This is a genomic window from Ensifer sp. Root558 (genome assembly GCF_001427045.1).
Classification (GTDB): Bacteria; Pseudomonadota; Alphaproteobacteria; order Rhizobiales; family Rhizobiaceae; genus Ensifer; species Ensifer adhaerens.
This window is the reverse complement of the sequence record NZ_LMGC01000001.1, coordinates 1065927-1085503: the sequence shown is the minus strand read 5'-3', so window position 1 is coordinate 1085503 and position 19577 is coordinate 1065927. Positions and strand designations below refer to the sequence as shown.

General features: G+C 63.4%; 15 protein-coding genes. 6 read left to right on the top strand and 9 right to left on the bottom strand.

The window, feature by feature from the left end; translation table 11 throughout:
- Window positions 1-103 precede the first annotated feature (103 nt).
- Window positions 104-1138 carry an ABC transporter substrate-binding protein gene (locus ASD63_RS05360; protein WP_034806494.1) on the bottom strand — a complete coding sequence of 345 codons (1035 nt, stop codon included), beginning with the start codon at window positions 1136-1138 and terminating at the stop codon, window positions 104-106.
- 36 nt (window positions 1139-1174) lie between these two features.
- On the bottom strand, window positions 1175-2551 hold the full coding sequence (gene hutF / locus ASD63_RS05355; protein WP_034806497.1) for a formimidoylglutamate deiminase: 1377 nt from the start codon (window positions 2549-2551) through the stop codon (window positions 1175-1177).
- Between the two features lie 136 nt (window positions 2552-2687).
- On the opposite strand from hutF, the gene hutC reads away from it, so the two are divergent.
- Both hutC and ASD63_RS05345 read left to right on the top strand, forming a co-directional pair.
- Window positions 2688-3431, top strand: coding sequence for a histidine utilization repressor (gene hutC / locus ASD63_RS05350; protein ID WP_034806500.1), 744 nt, complete (start codon window positions 2688-2690; stop codon window positions 3429-3431).
- 115 nt (window positions 3432-3546) lie between these two features.
- Window positions 3547-6471 (top strand): aminotransferase, encoded by a 2925-nt coding sequence (locus ASD63_RS05345; RefSeq protein ID WP_034806503.1) that lies wholly within the window; start codon window positions 3547-3549, stop codon window positions 6469-6471.
- A 100-nt stretch (window positions 6472-6571) separates the two neighbouring features.
- Here the strand turns inward: ASD63_RS05345 and ASD63_RS05340 are convergent, their stop codons facing one another.
- Window positions 6572-7582 (bottom strand): amino acid ABC transporter substrate-binding protein, encoded by a 1011-nt coding sequence (locus tag ASD63_RS05340; RefSeq protein ID WP_034806725.1) that lies wholly within the window; start codon window positions 7580-7582, stop codon window positions 6572-6574.
- Window positions 7583-7700: 118 nt separating this feature from the next.
- On the bottom strand, window positions 7701-10757 hold the full coding sequence (locus tag ASD63_RS05335) for an aminotransferase class III-fold pyridoxal phosphate-dependent enzyme (protein ID WP_034806506.1): 3057 nt from the start codon (window positions 10755-10757) through the stop codon (window positions 7701-7703).
- A 126-nt stretch (window positions 10758-10883) separates the two neighbouring features.
- Here ASD63_RS05335 and ASD63_RS05330 point away from each other — a divergent pair, with 126 nt between their 5' ends.
- Window positions 10884-11318, top strand: a complete 435-nt coding sequence (locus ASD63_RS05330; protein ID WP_034806510.1) for an Lrp/AsnC family transcriptional regulator — start codon at window positions 10884-10886, stop codon at window positions 11316-11318.
- Between the two features lie 30 nt (window positions 11319-11348).
- On the opposite strand, the gene ASD63_RS05325 is transcribed toward ASD63_RS05330, so the two are convergent.
- Entirely contained in the window at window positions 11349-12287 is a 939-nt protein-coding gene (locus ASD63_RS05325) for an AraC family transcriptional regulator (RefSeq protein WP_034806513.1), read from the bottom strand.
- A 217-nt stretch (window positions 12288-12504) separates the two neighbouring features.
- Between ASD63_RS05325 and ASD63_RS05320 the strand changes: the two genes are divergently transcribed.
- A complete protein-coding gene (locus tag ASD63_RS05320; RefSeq protein WP_060528854.1) occupies window positions 12505-13557 on the top strand; it encodes an NAD(P)-dependent alcohol dehydrogenase in 1053 nt (350 codons plus the stop codon).
- A 68-nt stretch (window positions 13558-13625) separates the two neighbouring features.
- On the opposite strand, the gene ASD63_RS05315 is transcribed toward ASD63_RS05320, so the two are convergent.
- Both ASD63_RS05315 and ASD63_RS05310 read right to left on the bottom strand, forming a co-directional pair.
- Entirely contained in the window at window positions 13626-14090 is a 465-nt protein-coding gene (locus ASD63_RS05315; protein ID WP_034806518.1) for an Lrp/AsnC ligand binding domain-containing protein, read from the bottom strand.
- A gap of 19 nt (window positions 14091-14109) precedes the next feature.
- Window positions 14110-15273: a M20 aminoacylase family protein gene (locus tag ASD63_RS05310; protein WP_034806520.1), complete on the bottom strand. Its 1164-nt coding sequence runs from the start codon at window positions 15271-15273 to the stop codon at window positions 14110-14112.
- Window positions 15274-15459: 186 nt separating this feature from the next.
- Between ASD63_RS05310 and ASD63_RS05305 the strand changes: the two genes are divergently transcribed.
- Both ASD63_RS05305 and ASD63_RS05300 read left to right on the top strand, forming a co-directional pair.
- A complete protein-coding gene (locus ASD63_RS05305; RefSeq protein WP_089044556.1) occupies window positions 15460-16545 on the top strand; it encodes a D-alanyl-D-alanine carboxypeptidase family protein in 1086 nt (361 codons plus the stop codon).
- Between the two features lie 12 nt (window positions 16546-16557).
- Complete coding sequence (locus tag ASD63_RS05300; protein WP_060528853.1) at window positions 16558-17721, top strand: GTP-binding protein; 1164 nt, start codon at window positions 16558-16560, stop codon at window positions 17719-17721.
- Between the two features lie 45 nt (window positions 17722-17766).
- Here ASD63_RS05300 and ASD63_RS05295 read toward each other — a convergent pair whose 3' ends face one another.
- Both ASD63_RS05295 and ASD63_RS05290 read right to left on the bottom strand, forming a co-directional pair.
- Window positions 17767-18003, bottom strand: a complete 237-nt coding sequence (locus ASD63_RS05295; protein WP_034806524.1) for a sulfurtransferase TusA family protein — start codon at window positions 18001-18003, stop codon at window positions 17767-17769.
- A complete protein-coding gene (locus ASD63_RS05290) occupies window positions 18003-19445 on the bottom strand; it encodes a murein L,D-transpeptidase family protein (RefSeq protein WP_034806527.1) in 1443 nt (480 codons plus the stop codon). Before ASD63_RS05290 ends, ASD63_RS05295 begins: the two co-directional genes overlap by 1 nt.
- Between the last annotated feature and the right edge of the window lie 132 nt (window positions 19446-19577).

Below are 19577 nucleotides of genomic sequence, written 5' to 3'. Positions count from 1 at the left end.
GGCCGCCGGCGGCACTTGCCACGGGTATGTGGCCGGCCGCCGGATCAGGATTCATCGCCGCGCTAGACGCGGCGATGAAGCCCAAGTCAGCGGCTGGTCGCGATTACTTGAGGCTGGCTTCGATCTTGCCGCGGGCTTCGTCCGAAACCCACTTGCCCCAGACATCGGCCTTGGTTTTCAGGAACTCGGCGGCCGCTGCCGTCGCGTCGACCTTGTTGTCGGCCATGTAGGCGAGGCTGCCGTTGACGGCGTCGAGCGGGAAAGTCGCCTTTTCGAGGATGGCGATGATTTCAGGGGCTTCCTGCGCGAAGGTGCTGTTGACGCCGTAGGAGACGTCGACCGACGGGAAGGCGCAGCCCTGCTCGCGCTTGCCGTTGGCGCTCGAAAGCTCCTTCCAGCACTCTTCGCTATAGGCCGGCTCTTCGAGTTGCACGAGCTTGAACTTGCCCATGATCGCCGTCGGCGACCAGTAGTAGAAGAGGATCGGTTCGCCCTGGAGGTAAGCGGACGTGATGGCGGAATCGAGCGCCGTGCCGGTGCCCGGGCGGAAGTTCACATAGGTTTCGCCGAGCTTGTAGGCTTCGAGCTTGGCGGAGCTGACGCCCTCGCAGGTCCAACCCGAGGGGCAGTTGAGGAAGCGGCCCTTGCTGGGCTCTTCCGGATCGGCGAAGAGCTCGACGATCTTGGGGTCGGAGAGCTGCGACACGCTCTTCAGGTCCGGCGCCTTGGCTTCAAGGCTGCGCGACGCATCGCCCTTGATGACGTATTCCGGCACGAACCAGCCTTCGCTGGCGCCGACGAAGGTCTTGCCGACGGCGACGACCTTCTTTTCCTCGACCGCCTTGTTCCAGACGTCCGAACGGCCGAGCCATTCCTCGGCGAAGATCTGGACGTCGTTGTTGGCGGTTGCCTGTTCCAGCGTCACCGAGTTGCCGGGGATCGAATCCACCTGGCAGTCGTAGCCCTTGGCAAGAATGGTCTTCATCACTTCGGTGATGAAGGCGCCGCTTTCCCAATCGATGCCGGCGAACATGACGGTCTTGCCGTCGCCGCAATACGAAGCGCTGGCGCTGCCGGTGGAGGCCGCGAGCACGAGGCCGGTTGCGGCCAGGGTGAGTTTCAATTTGTTGATCGACATTAAGCTGTTCCCTGATTTGATTTTTGGCTTTGACGATTACTTCAGTTTCATCAGCACCCGCGCAAAGGCGCGGTCGATATCGTCCTCCCGGTCGTGGCGTCCGTTCCGGATCTTCCACGCGCCCGCGACCATGACGTCGCGGACAGTCTCGCCGCCGAGTGCAAAGAGCCAGCGGTCGAGGATCTGGTTGTCGGTGGCGGCGGCGATGTAGGGATTGCTGCCGTCAAGCACGACGAAATCTGCGCGCGCGCCGACGGTGATGCCGGCCGCCTTCTGACCGGCGGCCTGGGCGCCGCCCTTGAGCGCCGCGTCGAAGATGGTTCGGCCGATCGAGGCGCCCGGCCCGGTGGCCAGCCGGTTGCGGCGGCGGTCGCGCAGGCGCTGGCCGTATTCGAGCAGCCGCAGTTCCTCGGCGACGCTGGTCGCCACGTGGCTGTCGGTGCCGACGCCGATGACGCCGCCTTCGGCCATGAAATCGACCGCCGGGAAAATGCCGTCGCCGAGATTGGCCTCGGTCGCCGGGCAGAGTCCGGCAACGGCGCCCGAACGCGCCAGACGCTGCCGTTCGCTTTCCGTCAGATGCGTTGCGTGGATTGCGCACCAGCGTGCGTCGACGGGCATTTCATCGAGCAGCCACTCGACCGGGCGGCGGCCGCTCCAGGCGAGGCTGTCGTCGACTTCCTTGGTCTGCTCGGCCACATGGATGTGGATCGGACCGGCAACGGGTGCGGCATCGAGGATGATGCGCATCTCCTCGGGCGTTGCGGCGCGCAGCGAATGGATGGCGTAGCCGAGCGTATGGCCGGCGTCGCGGCAGAGCGGCGCGAGCCGCTCAAGCAGTGCGAGGAAATGATCAGGATCGTGCAGGAACGGCCGCTGGCCGGGATTGGGCGCGACGCCGCCGAAATTGGCGTGGGCGTAGAAGACAGGCAAATGCGTGAGGCCGATGCCGGTCGTGCGGGCGGCAGCGAGAATGCGCAGCGACATTTCGGCCGGGTCGGCATAGGGGGTGCCGTCGGCCTGGTGGTGCAGATAGTGAAACTCGGCGACGTGGCCGAAACCACCCTTCAGCATTTCCATGTAGAGCTTGGCGGCGATCGCCTCGACGTCGTCAGGGTTTACCAGCCCGACGGTGCGATACATTTCCTCGCGCCAGGTCCAGAAGCTGTCGTCGCCGCTGCCCGCCACTTCGGCAAGGCCGGCCATGGCGCGCTGGAAGGCGTGGGAGTGAAGGTTGGCGATCGCCGGGATCAGCGGCCCGGCCGTGCGCTCGTCGCTGCTAGCGGCGGCGCTGCCGGTTTCGATCGCTGCGATGCGACCGGAAGCGTCGAGCGAAATCGCGACGTTTTCGGCCCAGCCGCCGGGCAGGAGAGCCCGTTCTGCAAAGATCCGGTTGACGGGAAAACTAGCCATGTGCATTTTCCTGTACGTAGTTGTATATGGAACTATAGATATTTTACGCTGGCGCGCAAGCGTGAAATGAACGAAAAGATTCGAGGGCGAATGCGCATGATTTGTTCGGCGGCGCGGAAAGGCGGGGCTTGAGTTGATGACGGCACTGGGAAAACGGAACGAGACAATCGCTTTCGAAGACGGCCCGATGCCGCGCTACGAGGCGGTCAAGCAGTTCATCCGCAGCCGCATCGAGAGCGGTGAATGGCCCGCTCATCATCGGATCCCCTCGGAAAACGAGATCGTTGCCGACCTCGGCGTCAGCCGCATGACCGCCAACCGGGCGCTGAGGGAACTGGCAACCGAAGGCGCGATCACGCGGGTGCAGGGCGTCGGTTCTTTCGTCGCCGCGCACAAGGGTAGCACTGCGCTGCTCGAAGTCCGCAACATCGCCGACGAGATCCATGAACGTGGCCACGCCCATACGTCGTTGATGACGCTGCTCAAGGAAGAGGTCGCGACGCCTGACATCGGCTATGCACTCGGGCTTGCCACCGGCGCCCGCGTCTTCCATTCGATCATGGTGCACTCGGAAAACGGCCTGCCGATCCAGATCGAGGATCGTTTCGTCAATCCGGCGATCTGCCCGCGCTATCTGGAACAGGATTTCCAGGCGATGACGCCGAACGCCTATCTGACGGCGATGGCGCCGATCACCCGCACTGAGCAGATCGTCGAAGCGGTCGCACCGCAGCTCTGGGAATGCAAGTTGCTCGGCATCGACCGCAACGAACCGTGCCTGATGATCCGGCGCCGCACGTGGTCGGACGCAGGCAATGTGACGACGGCGCGGCTGCTCTATCCCGGCACGCGCTATCGGCTCGAAGGCATGTCGCAGTAGGTTGCGGGTGGGTGTAATCGGGAAACCGCACATCTTTTCCTTGATCCCGCTCTATTCTCGACAACATTCCGGTCGATTCGGAGGATCGACCGCCTAAGGGGAGGATGACGAGATCATGGTTGAGGACCCGCTGAAGCTTCGCACCGAGCTCCCGAGACCCGATGTCGGCGCCGAGGAGGCGCGTTCGCTGCTCGCCGAACACTATGGCCTGTCGGGCACGATCAGCGAGCTCGGCAGCCAGCAGGACCGCAACTACCGTCTCGACACCGGCGAGCGGCGCTATGTGCTGAAGATCTGCCGGGCGGAATACGAACCGCTGGAACTGGAAGCGCAGAATGCGGCCTTGCGGCACCTTGGCAAACGTCTGCCGACGGCACGCGTTGCTGAGGTCGTGCCCTCTCTCAAGGGCGAGGCGATCGAGAGCGTTGCCGTCCGCGGCGCGGATTATCGCATCCGCTTGCTCACCTATCTCGAAGGCGAACCGCTCACCCGGCGCAAACATCTGTCGCGCGAAGCCGTGGCTGCTCTCGGCGGCCTGGCGGGTCAGCTCGCGTCGGCATTGGAGGACTTCGAGCATCCGGGGCTCGAGCGGGAACTGCAATGGGATCTGAGGCGCGCCGGCCCCGTCGTCCTGCATCTGCTTACCGATATGGCGGACCAGCAGCGCAAGAAGCGCATCGCTGAACTGATGGTCGGTGCCATGCGGCGGTTGCAGCCGCTTACCCCTGAGCTCAGAACCCAGGCGATCCACCATGACGTCACCGACGACAATGTGGTCAGCCGGCTCGACGTGGCCGGCCGGGCGATGCCGGACGGCGTCATCGACTTCGGCGATATCCTCAATGGCTGGCTGGTTGCAGAACTCGCTGTTACCTGCGCCTCGCTGCTGCATCATGCGGATGGAGACCCCTGGTTCATCCTACCCGCGGTCAAGGCGTTTCATGCGGCATGCCCGTTGACCGAGGTGGAACTGAAGGCGCTTTGGCCGCTGATCGTCGCGCGCGCTGCGGTGCTGGTCGCAAGCTCCGAACACCAGCTCTCCCGCGAGCCCGACAATGCTTACGTCGAGGGCAATGCCGCGCATGAGCGGGAGATCTTCGAGGTCGCGTCGTCGGTGCCTTCGGCATTGATGGAGCACGCCATTCTTTCGGCCGTCGGCTTCGCACCGGACTCGGCCCGAGTGACCGGTGAGAGCCTGATCCAGGGGCTCGGCCCCACTGACGTGCGCCAGATCGACCTCTCGATCCTGAGCCCGCTGTTGCCAGAGGAGCGCTGGCAGCACCAGGGATTGCCGATCTCGCTGCTGCAACACGCCGCCCATGCAATCGGCATCGCGACGACGCGCTATGGCGAATACCGGATGACGGAGACCCAGCTGCGGTCACCGAAGCCCGATGCCACCTTCGCACTGCATGTCGACATCTGCCTGGAGGCCGGTCGCGAGATTGTCGCTCCCTTTGCCGCCCGTATCGTCCGGCAGGACGGGCTGCTGGTGCTCGAAGGGGCCGAAGCCAGCCTGTTTCTCGAGGGCGTGGGAGCCGGTGCCGACCTCGAGGAGACGATCGTTGCTGGTGCCGTGCTGGGCGTCGTCTCTGGTGAACAGCACTCCTACGGCCTGATCCGCGTCCAGCTTTGCCGCGAGCATGGTCTCGTGCCTCCGCTTTTCGTCGTGCCGCGTCAGGCGGCGGCGTGGAAGCACTTGTGCCCGTCGCCGGCCGGCGTCCTCGGCTTCGAATGCGATGGGCCGGAGCCGCACAGCGAAACACTGCTTGCCCGCCGCCAGCAGCACTTCGCCAGGCCGCAGAAGAACTACTACCTGAAACCACCGCAGATCGAGCGCGGCTGGAAGGACCATTTGTTCGACATCGAGGGCCGCAGCTATCTCGACATGGTCAACAACGTGACCATTCTCGGCCATGGGCATCCGCGGCTTGCAGCCGCGGTGGGGCGGCAATGGTCACTGCTCAACACCAATTCGCGTTTTCACTATGCCTCCGTCGCCGAACTCTCGACGCGGCTTGCAGCGCTCGCGCCGGATGGGCTCGACACGGTGTTTCTGGTCAACAGCGGCTCGGAGGCGAACGATCTGGCACTGCGGCTCGCCTGGGCCTATTCCGGCGCGCGCAACATCGTGAGCCTGCTCGAGGCCTATCACGGCTGGACGGTCGCGAGCGACGCAGTGTCGACCTCGATCGCCGACAATCCGCAGGCGCTCGAAACCCGCCCGGCCTGGGTGCATCCGGTCACCGCGCCCAACACCTATCGCGGCGAGTTCCGCGGCGCCGACACGACCGACAGCTATGTGCGCTCCGTCGTCAAGAAACTGACCGAGCTGGACGCGGCGGACGAGAAGCTCGCGGGCTTCATCTGCGAACCGGTCTACGGCAATGCCGGCGGTATTCCGCTGCCGAAGGGCTATCTCGACGCGGTCTATGCCATGGTGCGGGCCCGCGGCGGCGTCTGCATCGCCGACGAGGTGCAGGTCGGTTATGGTCGCCTCGGAGACTATTTTTGGGGCTTCGAGGAGCAGGGCGTCGTGCCCGATATCATTACCGTCGCCAAGGGCATGGGTAACGGCCATCCGCTCGGCGCCGTCATCACCCGCCGCGAGATCGCCGATGCGCTGGAGAAGGAGGGGTACTTCTTCTCGTCCTCGGGCGGCAGCCCGGTGAGCTCCGTCGTCGGGCAGGTGGTCCTGGATATCCTGACCGAAGAACGGTTGCCGGAAAACGCACAGGTGGTCGGCGGCTATCTGAAGGCGCGGCTCGAAGCGCTAGGGCAGCACTTCCCGCTGATCGGCGCGGTGCATGGCATGGGACTCTATCTCGGCGTCGAATTCGTGCGCGATCGGGAGACCCTGTCGCCGGCGACCGAGGAGACGGCGGCGATCTGCGACCGCCTGCTCGATCTCGGCGTCATCATGCAGCCGACCGGCGACCACCTGAACGTGCTGAAGATCAAGCCGCCGCTCTGCCTATCCTGCGAGAGCGCCGACTTTTTCGCCGACATGCTGGGCCGGGTGCTGGAGGAAGGCTGGTAAAGGCGAAAACGCCGCGGGGAGGGCCGCGGCGTCTCGTTGGCGCTTTTCCTTGGATGAGCAATTCCAAACGGGAGACTTTGCCGGAACTGCTCCTGGGAGATCAGCGTGCCGGCGGGGCGTACATCAGGCCGCCCTGGCTCCAGAGTTTGTTGAGACCGCGATCGATCTTCAGCGGGCTGTCCTTGCCGAGGTGGCGTTCGAAGACTTCGCCATAGTTGCCGACGGCGGAAACCACCTGGTAGGCCCACTTCGGATCGAGCCCCAGCGACTTGCCGGCTTCGTTCTCGATGCCGAGGAAGCGCTTCTGGGCGTTCGTGCCGCTTTCGAGAAGCTTTGCGGCATTGTCCTTGGTGATGCCGAGTTCTTCGGCTTCGGTCAGCGCGAACAGCGTCCAGCGCACGATCTTGAACCACTGATCGTCACCCTGGCGGACGGCCGGACCGAGCGGCTCCTTGGAGATGACTTCCGGCAGCACGACGAAACGATTGGGGTCGTTCAGCGTCAGGCGCTGGGCATAAAGCGCAGAAGCGTCGGTCGAATAGACGTCGCAGCGGGCGGTGTTGAAGGCCTGGATCGTTTGGTCGGCCTTTTCGAAGGCGACGACCTGGTACTGGATGTTGTTGGCGCCGAAATAGTCGGCCATGTTCTGTTCGGTCGTCGTGCCGGTCTCGGTGCAGACGGAGGCGCCCGAGAGTTCCTTGACGCTCTTCACGCCGAGGTCGTTGCGCACCATGAAGGCCTGGCCGTCATAGTAGTTGACGCCGACGAAGCTCATGCCGAGATCGGTGTCGCGCGACAGCGTCCAGGTGGTCTGGCGCGAAAGAAGGTCGGCCTCGCCCGACTGAAGGGCGGTGAAGCGCTCCTTGGTCGACAGCGGTACGTATTTCACCTTGTCGGGATTGCCGAGCGCTGCGGCAGCCACAGCGCGGCAGAAGTCGATGTCGAAACCGGTCCATTCGCCCTTGTCGTTGGGCGCGGAAAAGCCGAGCACGCCCTGGCTGACACCGCAGCGAAGTTCGCCGCGTTCCTTGATGACGTCGAGCATGCCGGCGTTGGCGGCGGTGCCGGCAAGAAATGCCGTGCTCGCCAGTGCCAGAACTCCAAGTTTCATTCCAAGTTTCATTGTCCTGTTCTCCTCATTGATGTTTTTAGGGCATGCGTCTTCGTGCCGGGATGCGTGTCGGGCATCCCGGTCATTGCGTTTGGTTTTTCTGCTGTTCGACCCGGCCTTAACCGAGCGTCCTTGCGACGTCCGCAAAAGTCTCTTCGAGCACGGCGAGCAGGTGATCGGCATCGCGTTTCGAGAAGATCATCGGCGGGCGCATCTTCAAGATGTTGTCATGCGGGCCTTCGGTGCCCATCAGCACGCCGCGGCGGCGGGCGCCGTTGGAGACGGCGCGGGCGAATTCGGTTGACGGTGCTTTGGTCTTGCGGTCGGTGACAAGTTCGATGCCGAGGAAGAGACCCATGCCGCGCACATCGCCGATCACCTCGTAGCGGGTCTGCATGGCGCGGAAGGCATCTATCAGATAGTTGCCGACCGAAAGCGCATTGCCGCGCAGATCCTGCCCTTCGATCACGTCAAGCACCGCGAGACCGACGGCGCAGGAGACCGGGTTGCCGCCGAAGGTATTGAAATACTCCATGCCGTTGTTGAAGCTGTCGGTCACCTCGCGGGTGGTGACGACGGCTGCGAGCGGATGGCCGTCGCCGATCGGTTTGCCCATGGTGACGACGTCAGGCACGACGCCTTGGGTCTCGAAGGCCCACCAATGGCTGCCGACGCGGCCGAAACCGACCTGCACTTCGTCTGCGATGCAGACGCCGCCGGCCTCGCGTACGAGGCGATAGACTTCCTTCAGGTAGCCCTCCGGCAGGAACACCTGGCCGGCGACGCTCGGGATCGATTCCGCGATGAAGAAGCCCGGGCCTTCGCCCTTGGCCTTCATGGCCTGGATCAGTTCGGCGACGCTTTCGGCAAAACGCTTGCCGTGTTCCTCGGCCGGCCAGTCGGCCGGCGCATGGTAACTGTCGGGAATGGTTGCCACATGCACATGCGGCTTCGGACCCTTGCCGCCCTTGCGGCGGAACTTGTAGGGGCTGATGTCGATCAGCTCCTGCGTCGTGCCGTGATAGGACCAGTCGAGCGTGATCGCATTCTCGCGGCCCGTATGGGCGCGCATCAACCTCAGCGCCAGGCTATTGGCCTCCGAACCGCTGTTGACGAAACCGGCGACCGTCAATTCCTTCGGCAGCGTTGCCGTCAGCCGCTCGGCATAGGCGACGATGTTGTCGTGCAAGTAGCGGGTGTTGGTGTTGAGGATCGCCGCTTGCTTTGCCATCGCCTCGACCACTGCCGGATGGGCGTGACCGATGTGGCAGACGTTGTTGAAGCAATCGAGATAGGCGCGGCCGCTGTCGTCGATCAGCCAGACGCCTTCGCCGCGCACGAACTTGATCGGCTTGTCGTAGGAGATCGAAAGGTTCGGCAGGAGCAATTCCTTGCGGCGCTTGACGATCTCCTCGTGCGAACGACCTTTCTTCTCGTAGAACTCCTCGGCGATGCCGGCGAAAGTGCGCGCATCGGGGAAGAGTTCGGTCCAGACGTCGAGGAACTGCGGCTCGCCGACGCCGAGGATTTCGGTCGCCGACAGAGCGGTGTCGGTCGAAAGCTGCAGGTGCAGATGCGGCGCCCAGCCGCCATTTTCCTTCGGCGCTCCCATCTCGCCGACAAGCGCGCCGGCCGCAAGCCGGTCGCCGGCCTTGATGCGTCCCATGGCTTCGTGCGCCATATGACCCCAGAGCGTGACGAAGGGCGGGCATCCCTCGGGCTCATGGCGAAGTGCTATCAGGCAGCCATAACCGAGCGGGTCCTTCTCGATCTCGACGCTGACGACGGTTGCGGCAAGCGGGGTGTAGAGCCTGGTGCCGGCGGCCATGAACAGGTCGAGCCCGAGATGGCGAGTGCGGCGGGTGTGGTCGATGAAGCGCGAGACGAACATCTCGCCGGCATAGACGGTGCGTTCCTCGCCAAAAGGTCCGATGCCGAGTTCGACGCCATGCGCGCGACAATAGTCTTCCCAGATCGCCTGGGCTTCATCCGGCTGTTCGCCAGCGGATTTTATCGTCATCGGGTGGGTGGGGTCGCCATAGGGGACGAGCGCTGCCGGATAGGTGGCGGCGGGGCGTTCGAGCAGTGGCTTCAGCGACTTGCGGTTCGCGTTGATCCAGGCGGAAACCTTGCGGGCACCGGATGTTGCCTCGAAGCCGCAGGCATGCCGCAGGATGGCGGTGGCGAAACGCGGATTCATCCGGTCGAGCTTGCGCAAAAGCGTCCAGGCCGGCCGTTCGCTGATGGCGAGATAGGGATTGTCGTCGGTATGGGCGCGACGGGACGCCGAGATCGTGACCGACGTGACGAGGCGCATGGCGATGAGATCGAAGAGCAGATCGACCTCTTCTTCCGCCAGCGGATACTCCGCATGGAAGCCGCGGGCGATTGCCGCAGCGGCGCCGATCGGATCGGGATGGTCGAGCCCGGCATAGGCGGCGGCGATCGCCACCTCTGCAATCACGGGCGCATGCAGGGCGTCGCCGAAATCGATGAGGCCGGAAATGGTGTCGTGATCGACTTTATCGACCAGGACGTTCCAATCGTTGGCGTCGTTGTGAATGACGGCGGCGCGGAGGGTTGCAAGCCGTGGCGCCACGGACTTTTCGAAGCGGACAAGGAAGCGTTCGAGCAAGGCACGGTCTTCGGCCGAGGTGACGTGGTGCAGCCGGTCGGTCGAGCGGCCGGCATGGCGGATATCCCAGTCGAGATCGCGTAGCGCGCCCGGATGCATGAAGCCCTTGAGCGAGGCATCGAAGCGGCCGAGCATCCGTCCGAGCGACTGTAGCGCCGCATCGTTGCGCCCGGTTTCGGCAAGCGGCAGGCCCTCGACCCAGCTGACGAGCCGCAGGCGGTGGGTGACGCCGCGCGTGCTCGTGGTCGAAGCAAGGCTCGCGCCTGACAGCGTCGGGCGGATATGCGGCACCGGCAGGTCGGCGGCATGGGCGCCGACGTGGCTGAGCAGTGCGGTCTGGAAATCGCTTTCGACCTCGGGCTCGGCACCATTGATGATCTTCAGAATGGAGATGCTGCCGTCCTCAGCCTCGACCTTGAAGTTCTGATCGCGTTCGCTGGCAAGCAGCGACAGCGTAGCGGAGAGGCCGTAATGCTCCTTCAGCAAGGCGGCTGCCGCTTCGGTCGAAAAGTCGGGCGTGGTCTTCAGCATATCGTTCATGGGGATCCTCATCTCGATGACGAGATTTGCATGGGCTGTGCTCCGATGCATCCGGCAATATGCCGGTTGCACCGGCACTATGTTTATAATAACCGTCATCTTGTCGGCAGGCACGGAGGAGGGGACATGCAGGACATCGACGCGATCGACCGCACCATCCTCAGCATTCTGTCGCAGGAGGCGCGGATCCCGATGAAGTCGCTGGCGGGCCGGATCGGGCTCTCCAGAAGCGCGACGACCGAGAGGGTCACGCGACTGGAAAAGGCCGGCGTCATTCGCGGCTATCGCGCCGATATCGGCCAGCTGGACGAGGGCACGATTCAGGCCTTTCTGCTGGTGACGCTGAAGCGCACGCCATCGATCGGCGTGCTCGACCGGCTTGCCGGTTTCTCTGCGGTCCGCAAGGTGTCCTCCGTCAGCGGCCAGCTGGATCTCGTCGTCGAGGTCGAGGTCGGCTCGATCAATGCGCTCAACGAGCTGCGCAACGAGGTGGCGACGATGGACAATGTCGAGGATCTGACCACCTCGATCGTGCTTAGGCGGGATATCGAGCGAAGCTGATACGCCGCCAGCGGAACCGAGGGCGCCTCGTCAGCCCTCGCTCAGCATCTCCGCTTGCGGAGCAAGCCGTTCGAGCAGCGAGCGGCGCACGCGGCCGATGTCGCGCATCGGTGGCTCGCCGAAATGGCGGGCATATTCGCGACTGAACTGCGACTGGCTTTCATAACCCACCTGATGGCCGGCATCGCCGGCGTCGAGACTCTCCTCCAGCATCAGCCGCCGGGCCTCCTGCAACCGAAGCTGTTTCTGGTATTGCAGGGGGCTCATCGCGGTGATCGCCTTGAAGTGATGGTGTAGCGACGAGACGCTCATGGAAACACGGTTGGCGAGATCGTCGATCCGCAAGGGCCGCGAATAGTGTTCCTTCAGCCAGGCGACTGCGCGGCCGACCTGATGCGGCTGGCTGTCGGTCGTCGCCATCTGTCTGAGGCGATGGCCGTGCGGCCCGGTCAAAAGCCGGTAGAGGATTTCCTGCTCGATCAGTGGCAGCAGCGCAGGGATATCGTCCGGCCGCTCGAGCAGACGCAGCAAGCGAAGTGCGGCATCTTCGAGTTCGACAGTGATCTTGCTGACGCTCATGCCGCGCACGGAGGCGGCGGGTGTCGGCAGCTGCGACAGGGACGCAAGCAGCGCCTGGATCTTACCGGGATCGAGCGTGAAGGCCATGCTGAGATAGGGCTCGTCTGCAGAGGCCTGGCAGACTTGGGACAGAACCGGCAGGTCGATCGACGTCAGCAGATAATCCGAGGCGCCGTAGATCAGCGTCTCTTCGCCGAGCACCACGCGCTTTGCTCCTTGCACGATGATCGCCAAACTCGGCCTGTAGGCGGAGCAGTTGACCGGGGCGTCGCCGCCGTGGCGGTGCAGGCTCAGGCCGGCAATCTGCGTCATGTGATCACCGTCGGTTTTGGCAAACCGGGCAATGACGTCGATCATCTCGGGACGGGCGGTCTGTCGCGTGGCTGTCATAATCTCAGGTCTTTCCAGCGGCTTAGCGTTGTGCGAGGCAACGCTCAGATAGGGTCTCGACGTGCCATCTCCAGGATGTCGCTGTCAATCTTGTAGGATCGTGCAAAAACTTTGCAGGATCGCTCTAACGCTTGCAGCGTGCGCACCCTCATAGTTCTGATGCGTCAGGCCGGGCTCCCTCCGGACCTGCACCCTTTCCCAAAATGAGGACAGACTGATGGCCATTGCAAGAGGATATGCGGCGACCGATGCGTCGAAGCCGCTGACGCCCTTCACCTTCGAACGCCGCGAACCGCGCGACGACGACGTGGTGATCGAGATCAAATATTGCGGCGTCTGCCACTCGGACATCCACCAGGCCCGCAACGAATGGGGCAACTCGGCCTTCCCGATGGTTCCGGGCCACGAGATCGTCGGCATCGTCACGGCGGTCGGCTCCAAGGTGACCAAGTTCAAGGTCGGCGACCGCGCCGGCGTCGGCTGCTTCGTCGATTCCTGCACCACCTGCGCTACCCGCGATCTGGATCTGGAACACTACATGCCCGGCCTGGTCGTGACCTATAACGGCGTCGAAGCCGACGGCAAGACACCGACCCAGGGCGGCTACTGCGACAGCATCGTCGTCAAGGAAGGCTACGTTCTGTCGATCCCCGAGAACCTGCCGCTCGACGCTGCGGCACCGCTGCTTTGCGCCGGCATCACGCTCTATTCGCCGCTGCGCCACTGGAAGGCCGGTCCCGGCAAGAAGGTCGCGATCGTCGGCATGGGCGGTCTCGGACATATGGGCGTCAAGCTGGCGCATGCCATGGGCGCAGACGTGACCGTTCTCAGCCAGACGCTTTCCAAAAAGGAAGACGGGCTGAAGCTCGGCGCCGATCACTACTATGCCACCAACGACCCCGAGACCTTCACGGCGCTGGCGGGCACGTTTGACCTGATCATCTGCACGGTTGCCGCCGAGATCGACTGGAACGCCTACCTCAACCTGCTCAAGGTCGATGGCGATCTGGTGCTGGTCGGCATTCCGGAGAACGCCGTGCCGGTGCATGCCTTCTCGCTGGTGCCGGCGCGCCGCAGCATTTCCGGCTCGATGATCGGCTCGATCAAGGAGACCCAGGAAATGCTCGACTTCTGCGGCGAGCACAACATCGTCTCGGAAATCGAAACGATCCGCATCCAAGAGATCAACGAAGCCTATGAACGCGTCGTCAAGAGCGACGTGCGTTATCGATTTGTCATCGACATGGCATCGCTGCAGGACGCCGCCTAAGCTGAAAGCAGACGGCCCGGGATCTGTGTAGATCCCGGGCCGTTCTTTTATTTTTCTGCGACAGAGGCTCACACCAGCGGCAGCGGCCCGTCGTTCTTGATCTCTTCCATGACAGCATAGGTGCGGGTCTCCTTGACGCCCGGGAGCGTCCAGAGAACCTGGCCGAGGAAGTTGCGGTAGGCCGCCATGTCCTCGAACCGCGTCTTGACCAGATAGTCGAAGCCGCCTGCCACCATGTGACATTCGAGCACGGCCGGCGCCTGTTTGACGGCGGCGGCGAACTGGTCGAAGACGTCGGGCGTCGTCTTGTCGAGCATGACCTCGATGAAGACCAGCAGCCCGAAGCCGAGCTTCTGCGGGTCCAATCGCGCGCCGAAGCCCGAGACGTATCCTTCCTTCAACAGCCGGCGCAGACGTTCGCTGGTCGCGGTCGGCGACAGGCCGATGCGATCGGCAAGCTCCAGATTGGTGATGCGGCCGTCCGCCTGGAGAATGTTGAGAATTCGTCGGTCAATCTTGTCGATCTGATGCATCGTGCCTCCCAACCGTGCCTCAGGCGGCAAGCCGCGTTTCCGCGAGCTTCACCCAGTAGGAAATGCCGTGCGGGATCGCCTCGTCGTTGAAGTCATAGGCCGGGTGATGCAGCCCGGCGGTGTCACCGTTGCCCATGAAGATAAAGGCGCCGGGGCGGGCAAGCAGCATGTAGGAGAAATCCTCACCGCCCATCATCGGATCGAGCGACGGCTGGACATTGCCGGCACCGGCAATCTCGGCTGCCGCCTGCAAGGCATAACCGGTCTCGTCGGCATGGTTCACAGTTACCGGATAGTTGCGGTTGTAGGAGACCTGGACGGTCGCGCCGTAGATCTGGGCAACACCCTCGGCAATCGTGCGGATGCGGCTTTCGCCGATCTCGCGCACCTCAGGCATGAGGGTGCGCACGGTGCCGCCAAGCACGGCTTCCTGCGGAATGACGTTGTGGGCGAAACCGGCATTGAACTTGGTGACGGAGACGACGACGGAGGCGAGCGGATCGACTGTGCGCGACGCAATCGTCTGCAAGGCGGTCACGATCTGCGTTCCGACGATGATCGGGTCGATCGTCTTGTGCGGCTGGGCCGCATGGCCGCCGCGGCCCTTGATGGTGATGGTGAACTCGTCGGTCGAGGCCATGATCGGGCCGACGCGGCTGCCGAACTGGCCGACGGGCATGCCCGGCATGTTGTGCATGCCGTAGACTTCGGCAATGGCAAAGCGCTCCATCATGCCGTCCTTGACCATCTCGTTGCCGCCGCCGCCGCCTTCTTCTGCAGGCTGGAAGATGACCGCGACTTGGCCGGCGAAGTTGCGGGTTTCGGCGAGATACTTCGCCGCGCCGAGAAGCATGGCCGTGTGGCCGTCGTGGCCGCAGGCATGCATCTTGCCGGATGTCTCAGAGGCCCAGTCCTTGCCGCTCGTCTCGGTGATCGGCAGCGCGTCCATGTCGGCGCGCAGACCGATGGTGCGGCCCGCGCCGAGATTGCCGCGGATGAGGCCGACGACGCCGGTGCGGCCAAGCCCCGTCACGATTTCGTCAACGCCGAACTCCTTCAGTTTCTTTTCGACGAAGGCTGCCGTATTTTCGACCGCGAACAGGAGCTCCGGATTCCTGTGCAGGTGGCGCCGCCATTCGGTGACTTCATTCTGGAGCTCGGCGGCACGGTTAAGTATCGGCATCGTTTCGTCCTGTCGGTCTGTTCGATCACTAATTGTATCTGCGTATCGGTGTGGATTGGCACGACTGCCCGTGAATGGGCTTTGCCATCTCCTCGCCATATAGGCTAAATAGCCGGACGAGACGAGGCAACAGCGGATTTTCGAGGTCCTATCGTGGTGACAGCAGGATTTTTCACGCGTGGCAAGATGAAGGCGCTCGGAGTGACGGCGGCGACATGCGCCACACTTCTTGCGGCGCTGCCGGCTGCGGCCAATCCAAGGCTGGTCGTCGACGTCAATTCGCTGAAGGTTTACGAGCACCAGGATATCTTCCAGAAATGGTATCCGGCGTCGCTGACCAAGCTGATGACGGCCTACACGGCCTTCCGCGCCATCAAGTCCGGTCAGCTCACGCTCGAGAGCCCGGTCATCATGACCAAGAACGCCGCCGCCGAGCCGCCGAGCAAGATGTTCTACAAGCCCGGCCAGGCGATGACGCTCGACAGCGCGCTGAAGATGATGCTGGTGAAGTCGGCAAACGATGTTGCGGTCGCGATCGCCGAAACGGTCGCCGGTTCGGAGCCCGCCTTCATCGAGCGGATGAATGCCGAGGCCCGCCGCATCGGCATGACCTCCTCGAACTTCATCAATCCCAACGGTCTGCCTGGTCCCGGCCAGTACACGACCGCCCGCGACCTTGCGGTACTCGCGATCACGCTCAAGCGCGAGTTTCCGCAATACGCCTCCTATTTCTCGCTGGAAGGTTTCACCACCGGCAAGAAGGATTATCCGAACTACAACATGCTGATCGGCCGCTTCGAAGGCGCTGACGGCATGAAGACCGGCTTCATCTGCGCCTCCGGCTTCAACCAGGTTTCATCCGCCACCCGCGAGGGGCGCAGCGTCGTCTCGGTCGTGCTCGGCGAGGACAGCCTCGGTGCGCGTGCGGATGAGTCCGCACGGCTCCTGCAGATGGCACTGACGACGAACGGCAACGGCAAGCCGTCGCTGGTGCAGATCCCGGCCTATGGCGAGACGCGCGACATGGTGGCCGATGTCAGCAAGCAGATCTGCTCGAAGGCGGCCGCGAAGGTTCGCAGCGAGGGTCGCGACGAAGCCGGCCGCCAGAAGCTGCTCTCGCCCTATATCCACGAAATCAACCGGCCACTGAAGCTTGCCTTCGCCGGGCTGATCGCCGGCAGCGGCGAAAAAGCGCCGAAGCTTGCCGGCGACCCGGCCGGCCAGGGCGATGTCGCCAATGTGCCGATCCCGGTGCCGCGGCCGACCTTCTGATCGGAGTGCATGATGGTTAGTCCCTTGTCGGCGGTGCCGGTCTCGATCCTTACCGGCTTCCTTGGTGCGGGCAAGACGACGCTGCTCAACCGGCTGCTGAAGGATCCCGATCTCTCGGATACGGCCGTTATCATCAACGAGTTCGGCGACGTGTCGATCGATCATTTGCTGGTGGAAGCCTCCAGCGACGGGGTCATCGAGCTTTCCGACGGCTGCCTCTGCTGTACCGTGCGTGGCGAACTGGTCGATACGCTTGCCGATCTCATGGACCGCATGCAGACCGGCAAGATCAAGCCGCTGAAGCGCGTCGTTATCGAAACCACCGGCCTTGCCGACCCGGCGCCAGTGCTGCAATCGGTGATCGGCAATCCGGTCATTGCGCAGAACTTCCGGCTGGATGGCGTGGTCACCGTCGTCGACGCCGTCAACGGCCTGCAGACGATCGCCAATCACGAGGAAGCGCTGAAGCAGATTGCCGTTGCCGATCGCATCGTCATCAGCAAGACAGGCCTTGCCGAAACGTCGGAGCGTGATGCGCTGACGGCGCGGATCCGCGCGCTCAATCCGCGCGCGCCGCTGATCGATGGCGACAGCGCCGAAGCCGGGCACGCAGAGCTGTTCGATTGTGGCCTCTACGACCCCTCGTCGAAGATCGCTGATGTCGGCCGCTGGCTGCAGGACGAGGCGCACCACGACCACCATGATCATGACCATGACCACGGTCACGATCATCACGACCACGATCACCACCATGATCATGGGCACGATCATCATCACCATCACGATGTGACGCGACATGGCGGCGACATCCGCTCCTTCAGCATCGTGCACGACCGGCCGATCGAGCCTATGGCGCTCGACATGTTCATCGATCTCCTGCGCTCGGCGCATGGCGAGAAGCTGCTCCGGATGAAGGCGATCGTCGCGGTTGCCGACAGGCCGGACCGGCCGCTGGTGCTGCATGGCGTGCAGAACGTCTTCCACACGCCGGAGCGGCTCGCCGCCTGGCCGGACCCGAACGACCGTCGCACGCGCATGGTGCTGATCACCAAGGGGTTGGAAGAGGCCTTCGTCCGCGACCTCTTCGACGCGTTCACCGGCAAGCCGCGCATCGACCGGCCAGACGCCCAAGCTTTGTCCGACAATCCGCTCGCCGTGCCAGGCATGCGGTTCTAAATCGCCTCAGTAATCGAAGCGTTGCCGCGCGGCAGACGTGGCGTCTTACGCGCCCTTGCGGATGAGGAACCGGTGGCCGCCGTCGGCGGGTGCGGCCTCTACAAGCTTGTGGCCGTCCTCGTTGCAGAAATGTGGAATGTCGATCACCGCCAGCGGATCGGTGGTCTCAATCTCCAGCAAAGCGCCCGGCGCCAGCGAAGTCATGCGTTTACGCGTCTTCAAAACGGGAAGGGGGCATTTAAGCCCCCTCAGGTCATAGACGATCTTCTGTTCGTCCGGCATCAATTGCCCCAGATCTTCCAGAACGGCCGCTTCTTCGGCGGCTCTTCCGTCATAACAGGCGCTTCGACGGCCGCATCGGCTGACGGTGTCGTTGCCGTGGTCACGGCAGCGGCCTGCTGCTGGGCGGCAGGGGCCGGCGCCTTCGCCTGCTTTGCCGTCGTTGCCGGGGCGGCTTGCGTCAGCGGCGCGGCAGTAGCCTGCTGTTCAGGCGTGATGACGACCGGGGCCGGCATCTGCAATTCCGGCTCGCTCTTGGAGAACAGGCTCCAGAAGGATTTCTTCGGCTGCTCGACGGCCGCCTGCATCACCGGCTGCGGAATGGGATTGGCGGCCGGGACCGGGACGTGCTTGCCGCCATCGGTCGCCTTTTCGAGTTCCTTCTTCTGGATCTCGACGGCCTGCTTGGTTTCTTCCGCTTCCTTCTGCAAGGCGATCTTCTTTTCGAGATCGCTCGCCTTCATCATCTTGCCGGCGTCAAGCGAGTTGCCGGTCGGCGCATAGGCGAGTTCGCGGCCGACGCGCTGCTTGGCGACGATCGCCTTGCGCTCGGCTTCGCTCGGTTCGTACCAGACCATGCCGTCATACTTCTTCATCGCCTTGTCGTAGTCGGTCTGGTAGCTCTTTTCGAAGCTCGCCATCGCCACCTGCAGGGCCGGCGGCGTCGACATGGCGGGGCACTGGCCACCCGGATTGAACGGGCCGGAGGCCTGCTGGTTGAAGACGTACTTCTTCTCGCAGACATTGACTTCCGGCGGACGCTTGGTGACTTCGAACTGGTCGTAGCCGACCTTCAGCATCTTCCAGAAGTCGATATTCGGATTGTCGCGGTGCCGCGCCATGTTCTCCGCGGTCATGCGGAAGGGGAAGGCCTGCAGCTGAACACTTTCCTGGCCGCCCTTGAAGCTATCGCGGGCGAGCGCAAAGATCTCGATCATCTGCTCGTCGGTCATCGAGTAGCAGCCCGACGACGAGCAGGCGCCGTGGATCATCAGGTGTGTGCCCTGGCGACCGTTCGCCTTGTCGTAGGCGTTGGGATAGCCGGTGTTGATCGCCAGATAGTAGTTGGAATTGGGGTTCATCTGGCGCGGGAAGAGCGGGTAGAAGCCTTCCGGCGCCTGCCGGTCGCCTTCCTTCACCTTGGGTCCAAGCTTGCCGGACCAGGCGCAGATCTTGTAGGTCTTCAAAAGCTGGAAGCGGTTGGCGGTATTGGCCTTCCAGACCTCGAGCGTGCCTTCTTCCTTGAAGATGCGCAGTGCGATCGGGGCTTGCTTCTGCATCCCGAGCTCGCTCATCTTTTTGACCATCGGGGCAGAGACCTGATACTCGGTCTTGTTCCTGACGGACTTGATATCGACCGATGTCGTCGCATCCAGCGTTTCGTTGGTGCAGCCGGCAAGCGCGGCGACAATGGCGGCGGAAGCTAAAAGGTTCCAGAAACGCATCAGCAGAGGCCCGTTCAAACCCAAACTCGACTAGGAAAGCCCAAGTCCGCGAGGGTGGGCCTTTTAGAGAATCACTAAGCGATTATACTTCACGAATTCTTAACCCTGCAGGGTGGCCCTGCCGATGCGCTG

What these genes read in the sequence shown, in the direction of transcription:
- ASD63_RS05290 (WP_034806527.1), bottom strand. Translation starts at nt 19,445, where the DNA reads ATGCGTTTCTGGAACCTTTTAGCTTCCGCCGCCATTGTCGCCGCGCTT.
- ASD63_RS05295 (WP_034806524.1), bottom strand. Translation starts at nt 18,003, where the DNA reads ATGCCGGACGAACAGAAGATCGTCTATGACCTGAGGGGGCTTAAATGC.
- ASD63_RS05320 (WP_060528854.1), top strand. Translation starts at nt 12,505, where the DNA reads ATGGCCATTGCAAGAGGATATGCGGCGACCGATGCGTCGAAGCCGCTG.
- hutC (WP_034806500.1), top strand. Translation starts at nt 2,688, where the DNA reads ATGACGGCACTGGGAAAACGGAACGAGACAATCGCTTTCGAAGACGGC.
- ASD63_RS05325 (WP_034806513.1), bottom strand. Translation starts at nt 12,287, where the DNA reads ATGACAGCCACGCGACAGACCGCCCGTCCCGAGATGATCGACGTCATT.
- ASD63_RS05360 (WP_034806494.1), bottom strand. Translation starts at nt 1,138, where the DNA reads ATGTCGATCAACAAATTGAAACTCACCCTGGCCGCAACCGGCCTCGTG.
- ASD63_RS05305 (WP_089044556.1), top strand. Translation starts at nt 15,460, where the DNA reads ATGAAGGCGCTCGGAGTGACGGCGGCGACATGCGCCACACTTCTTGCG.
- ASD63_RS05335 (WP_034806506.1), bottom strand. Translation starts at nt 10,757, where the DNA reads ATGAACGATATGCTGAAGACCACGCCCGACTTTTCGACCGAAGCGGCA.
- ASD63_RS05310 (WP_034806520.1), bottom strand. Translation starts at nt 15,273, where the DNA reads ATGCCGATACTTAACCGTGCCGCCGAGCTCCAGAATGAAGTCACCGAA.
- hutF (WP_034806497.1), bottom strand. Translation starts at nt 2,551, where the DNA reads ATGGCTAGTTTTCCCGTCAACCGGATCTTTGCAGAACGGGCTCTCCTG.
- ASD63_RS05340 (WP_034806725.1), bottom strand. Translation starts at nt 7,582, where the DNA reads ATGAAACTTGGAGTTCTGGCACTGGCGAGCACGGCATTTCTTGCCGGC.
- ASD63_RS05330 (WP_034806510.1), top strand. Translation starts at nt 10,884, where the DNA reads ATGCAGGACATCGACGCGATCGACCGCACCATCCTCAGCATTCTGTCG.
- ASD63_RS05300 (WP_060528853.1), top strand. Translation starts at nt 16,558, where the DNA reads ATGGTTAGTCCCTTGTCGGCGGTGCCGGTCTCGATCCTTACCGGCTTC.
- ASD63_RS05345 (WP_034806503.1), top strand. Translation starts at nt 3,547, where the DNA reads ATGGTTGAGGACCCGCTGAAGCTTCGCACCGAGCTCCCGAGACCCGAT.
- ASD63_RS05315 (WP_034806518.1), bottom strand. Translation starts at nt 14,090, where the DNA reads ATGCATCAGATCGACAAGATTGACCGACGAATTCTCAACATTCTCCAG.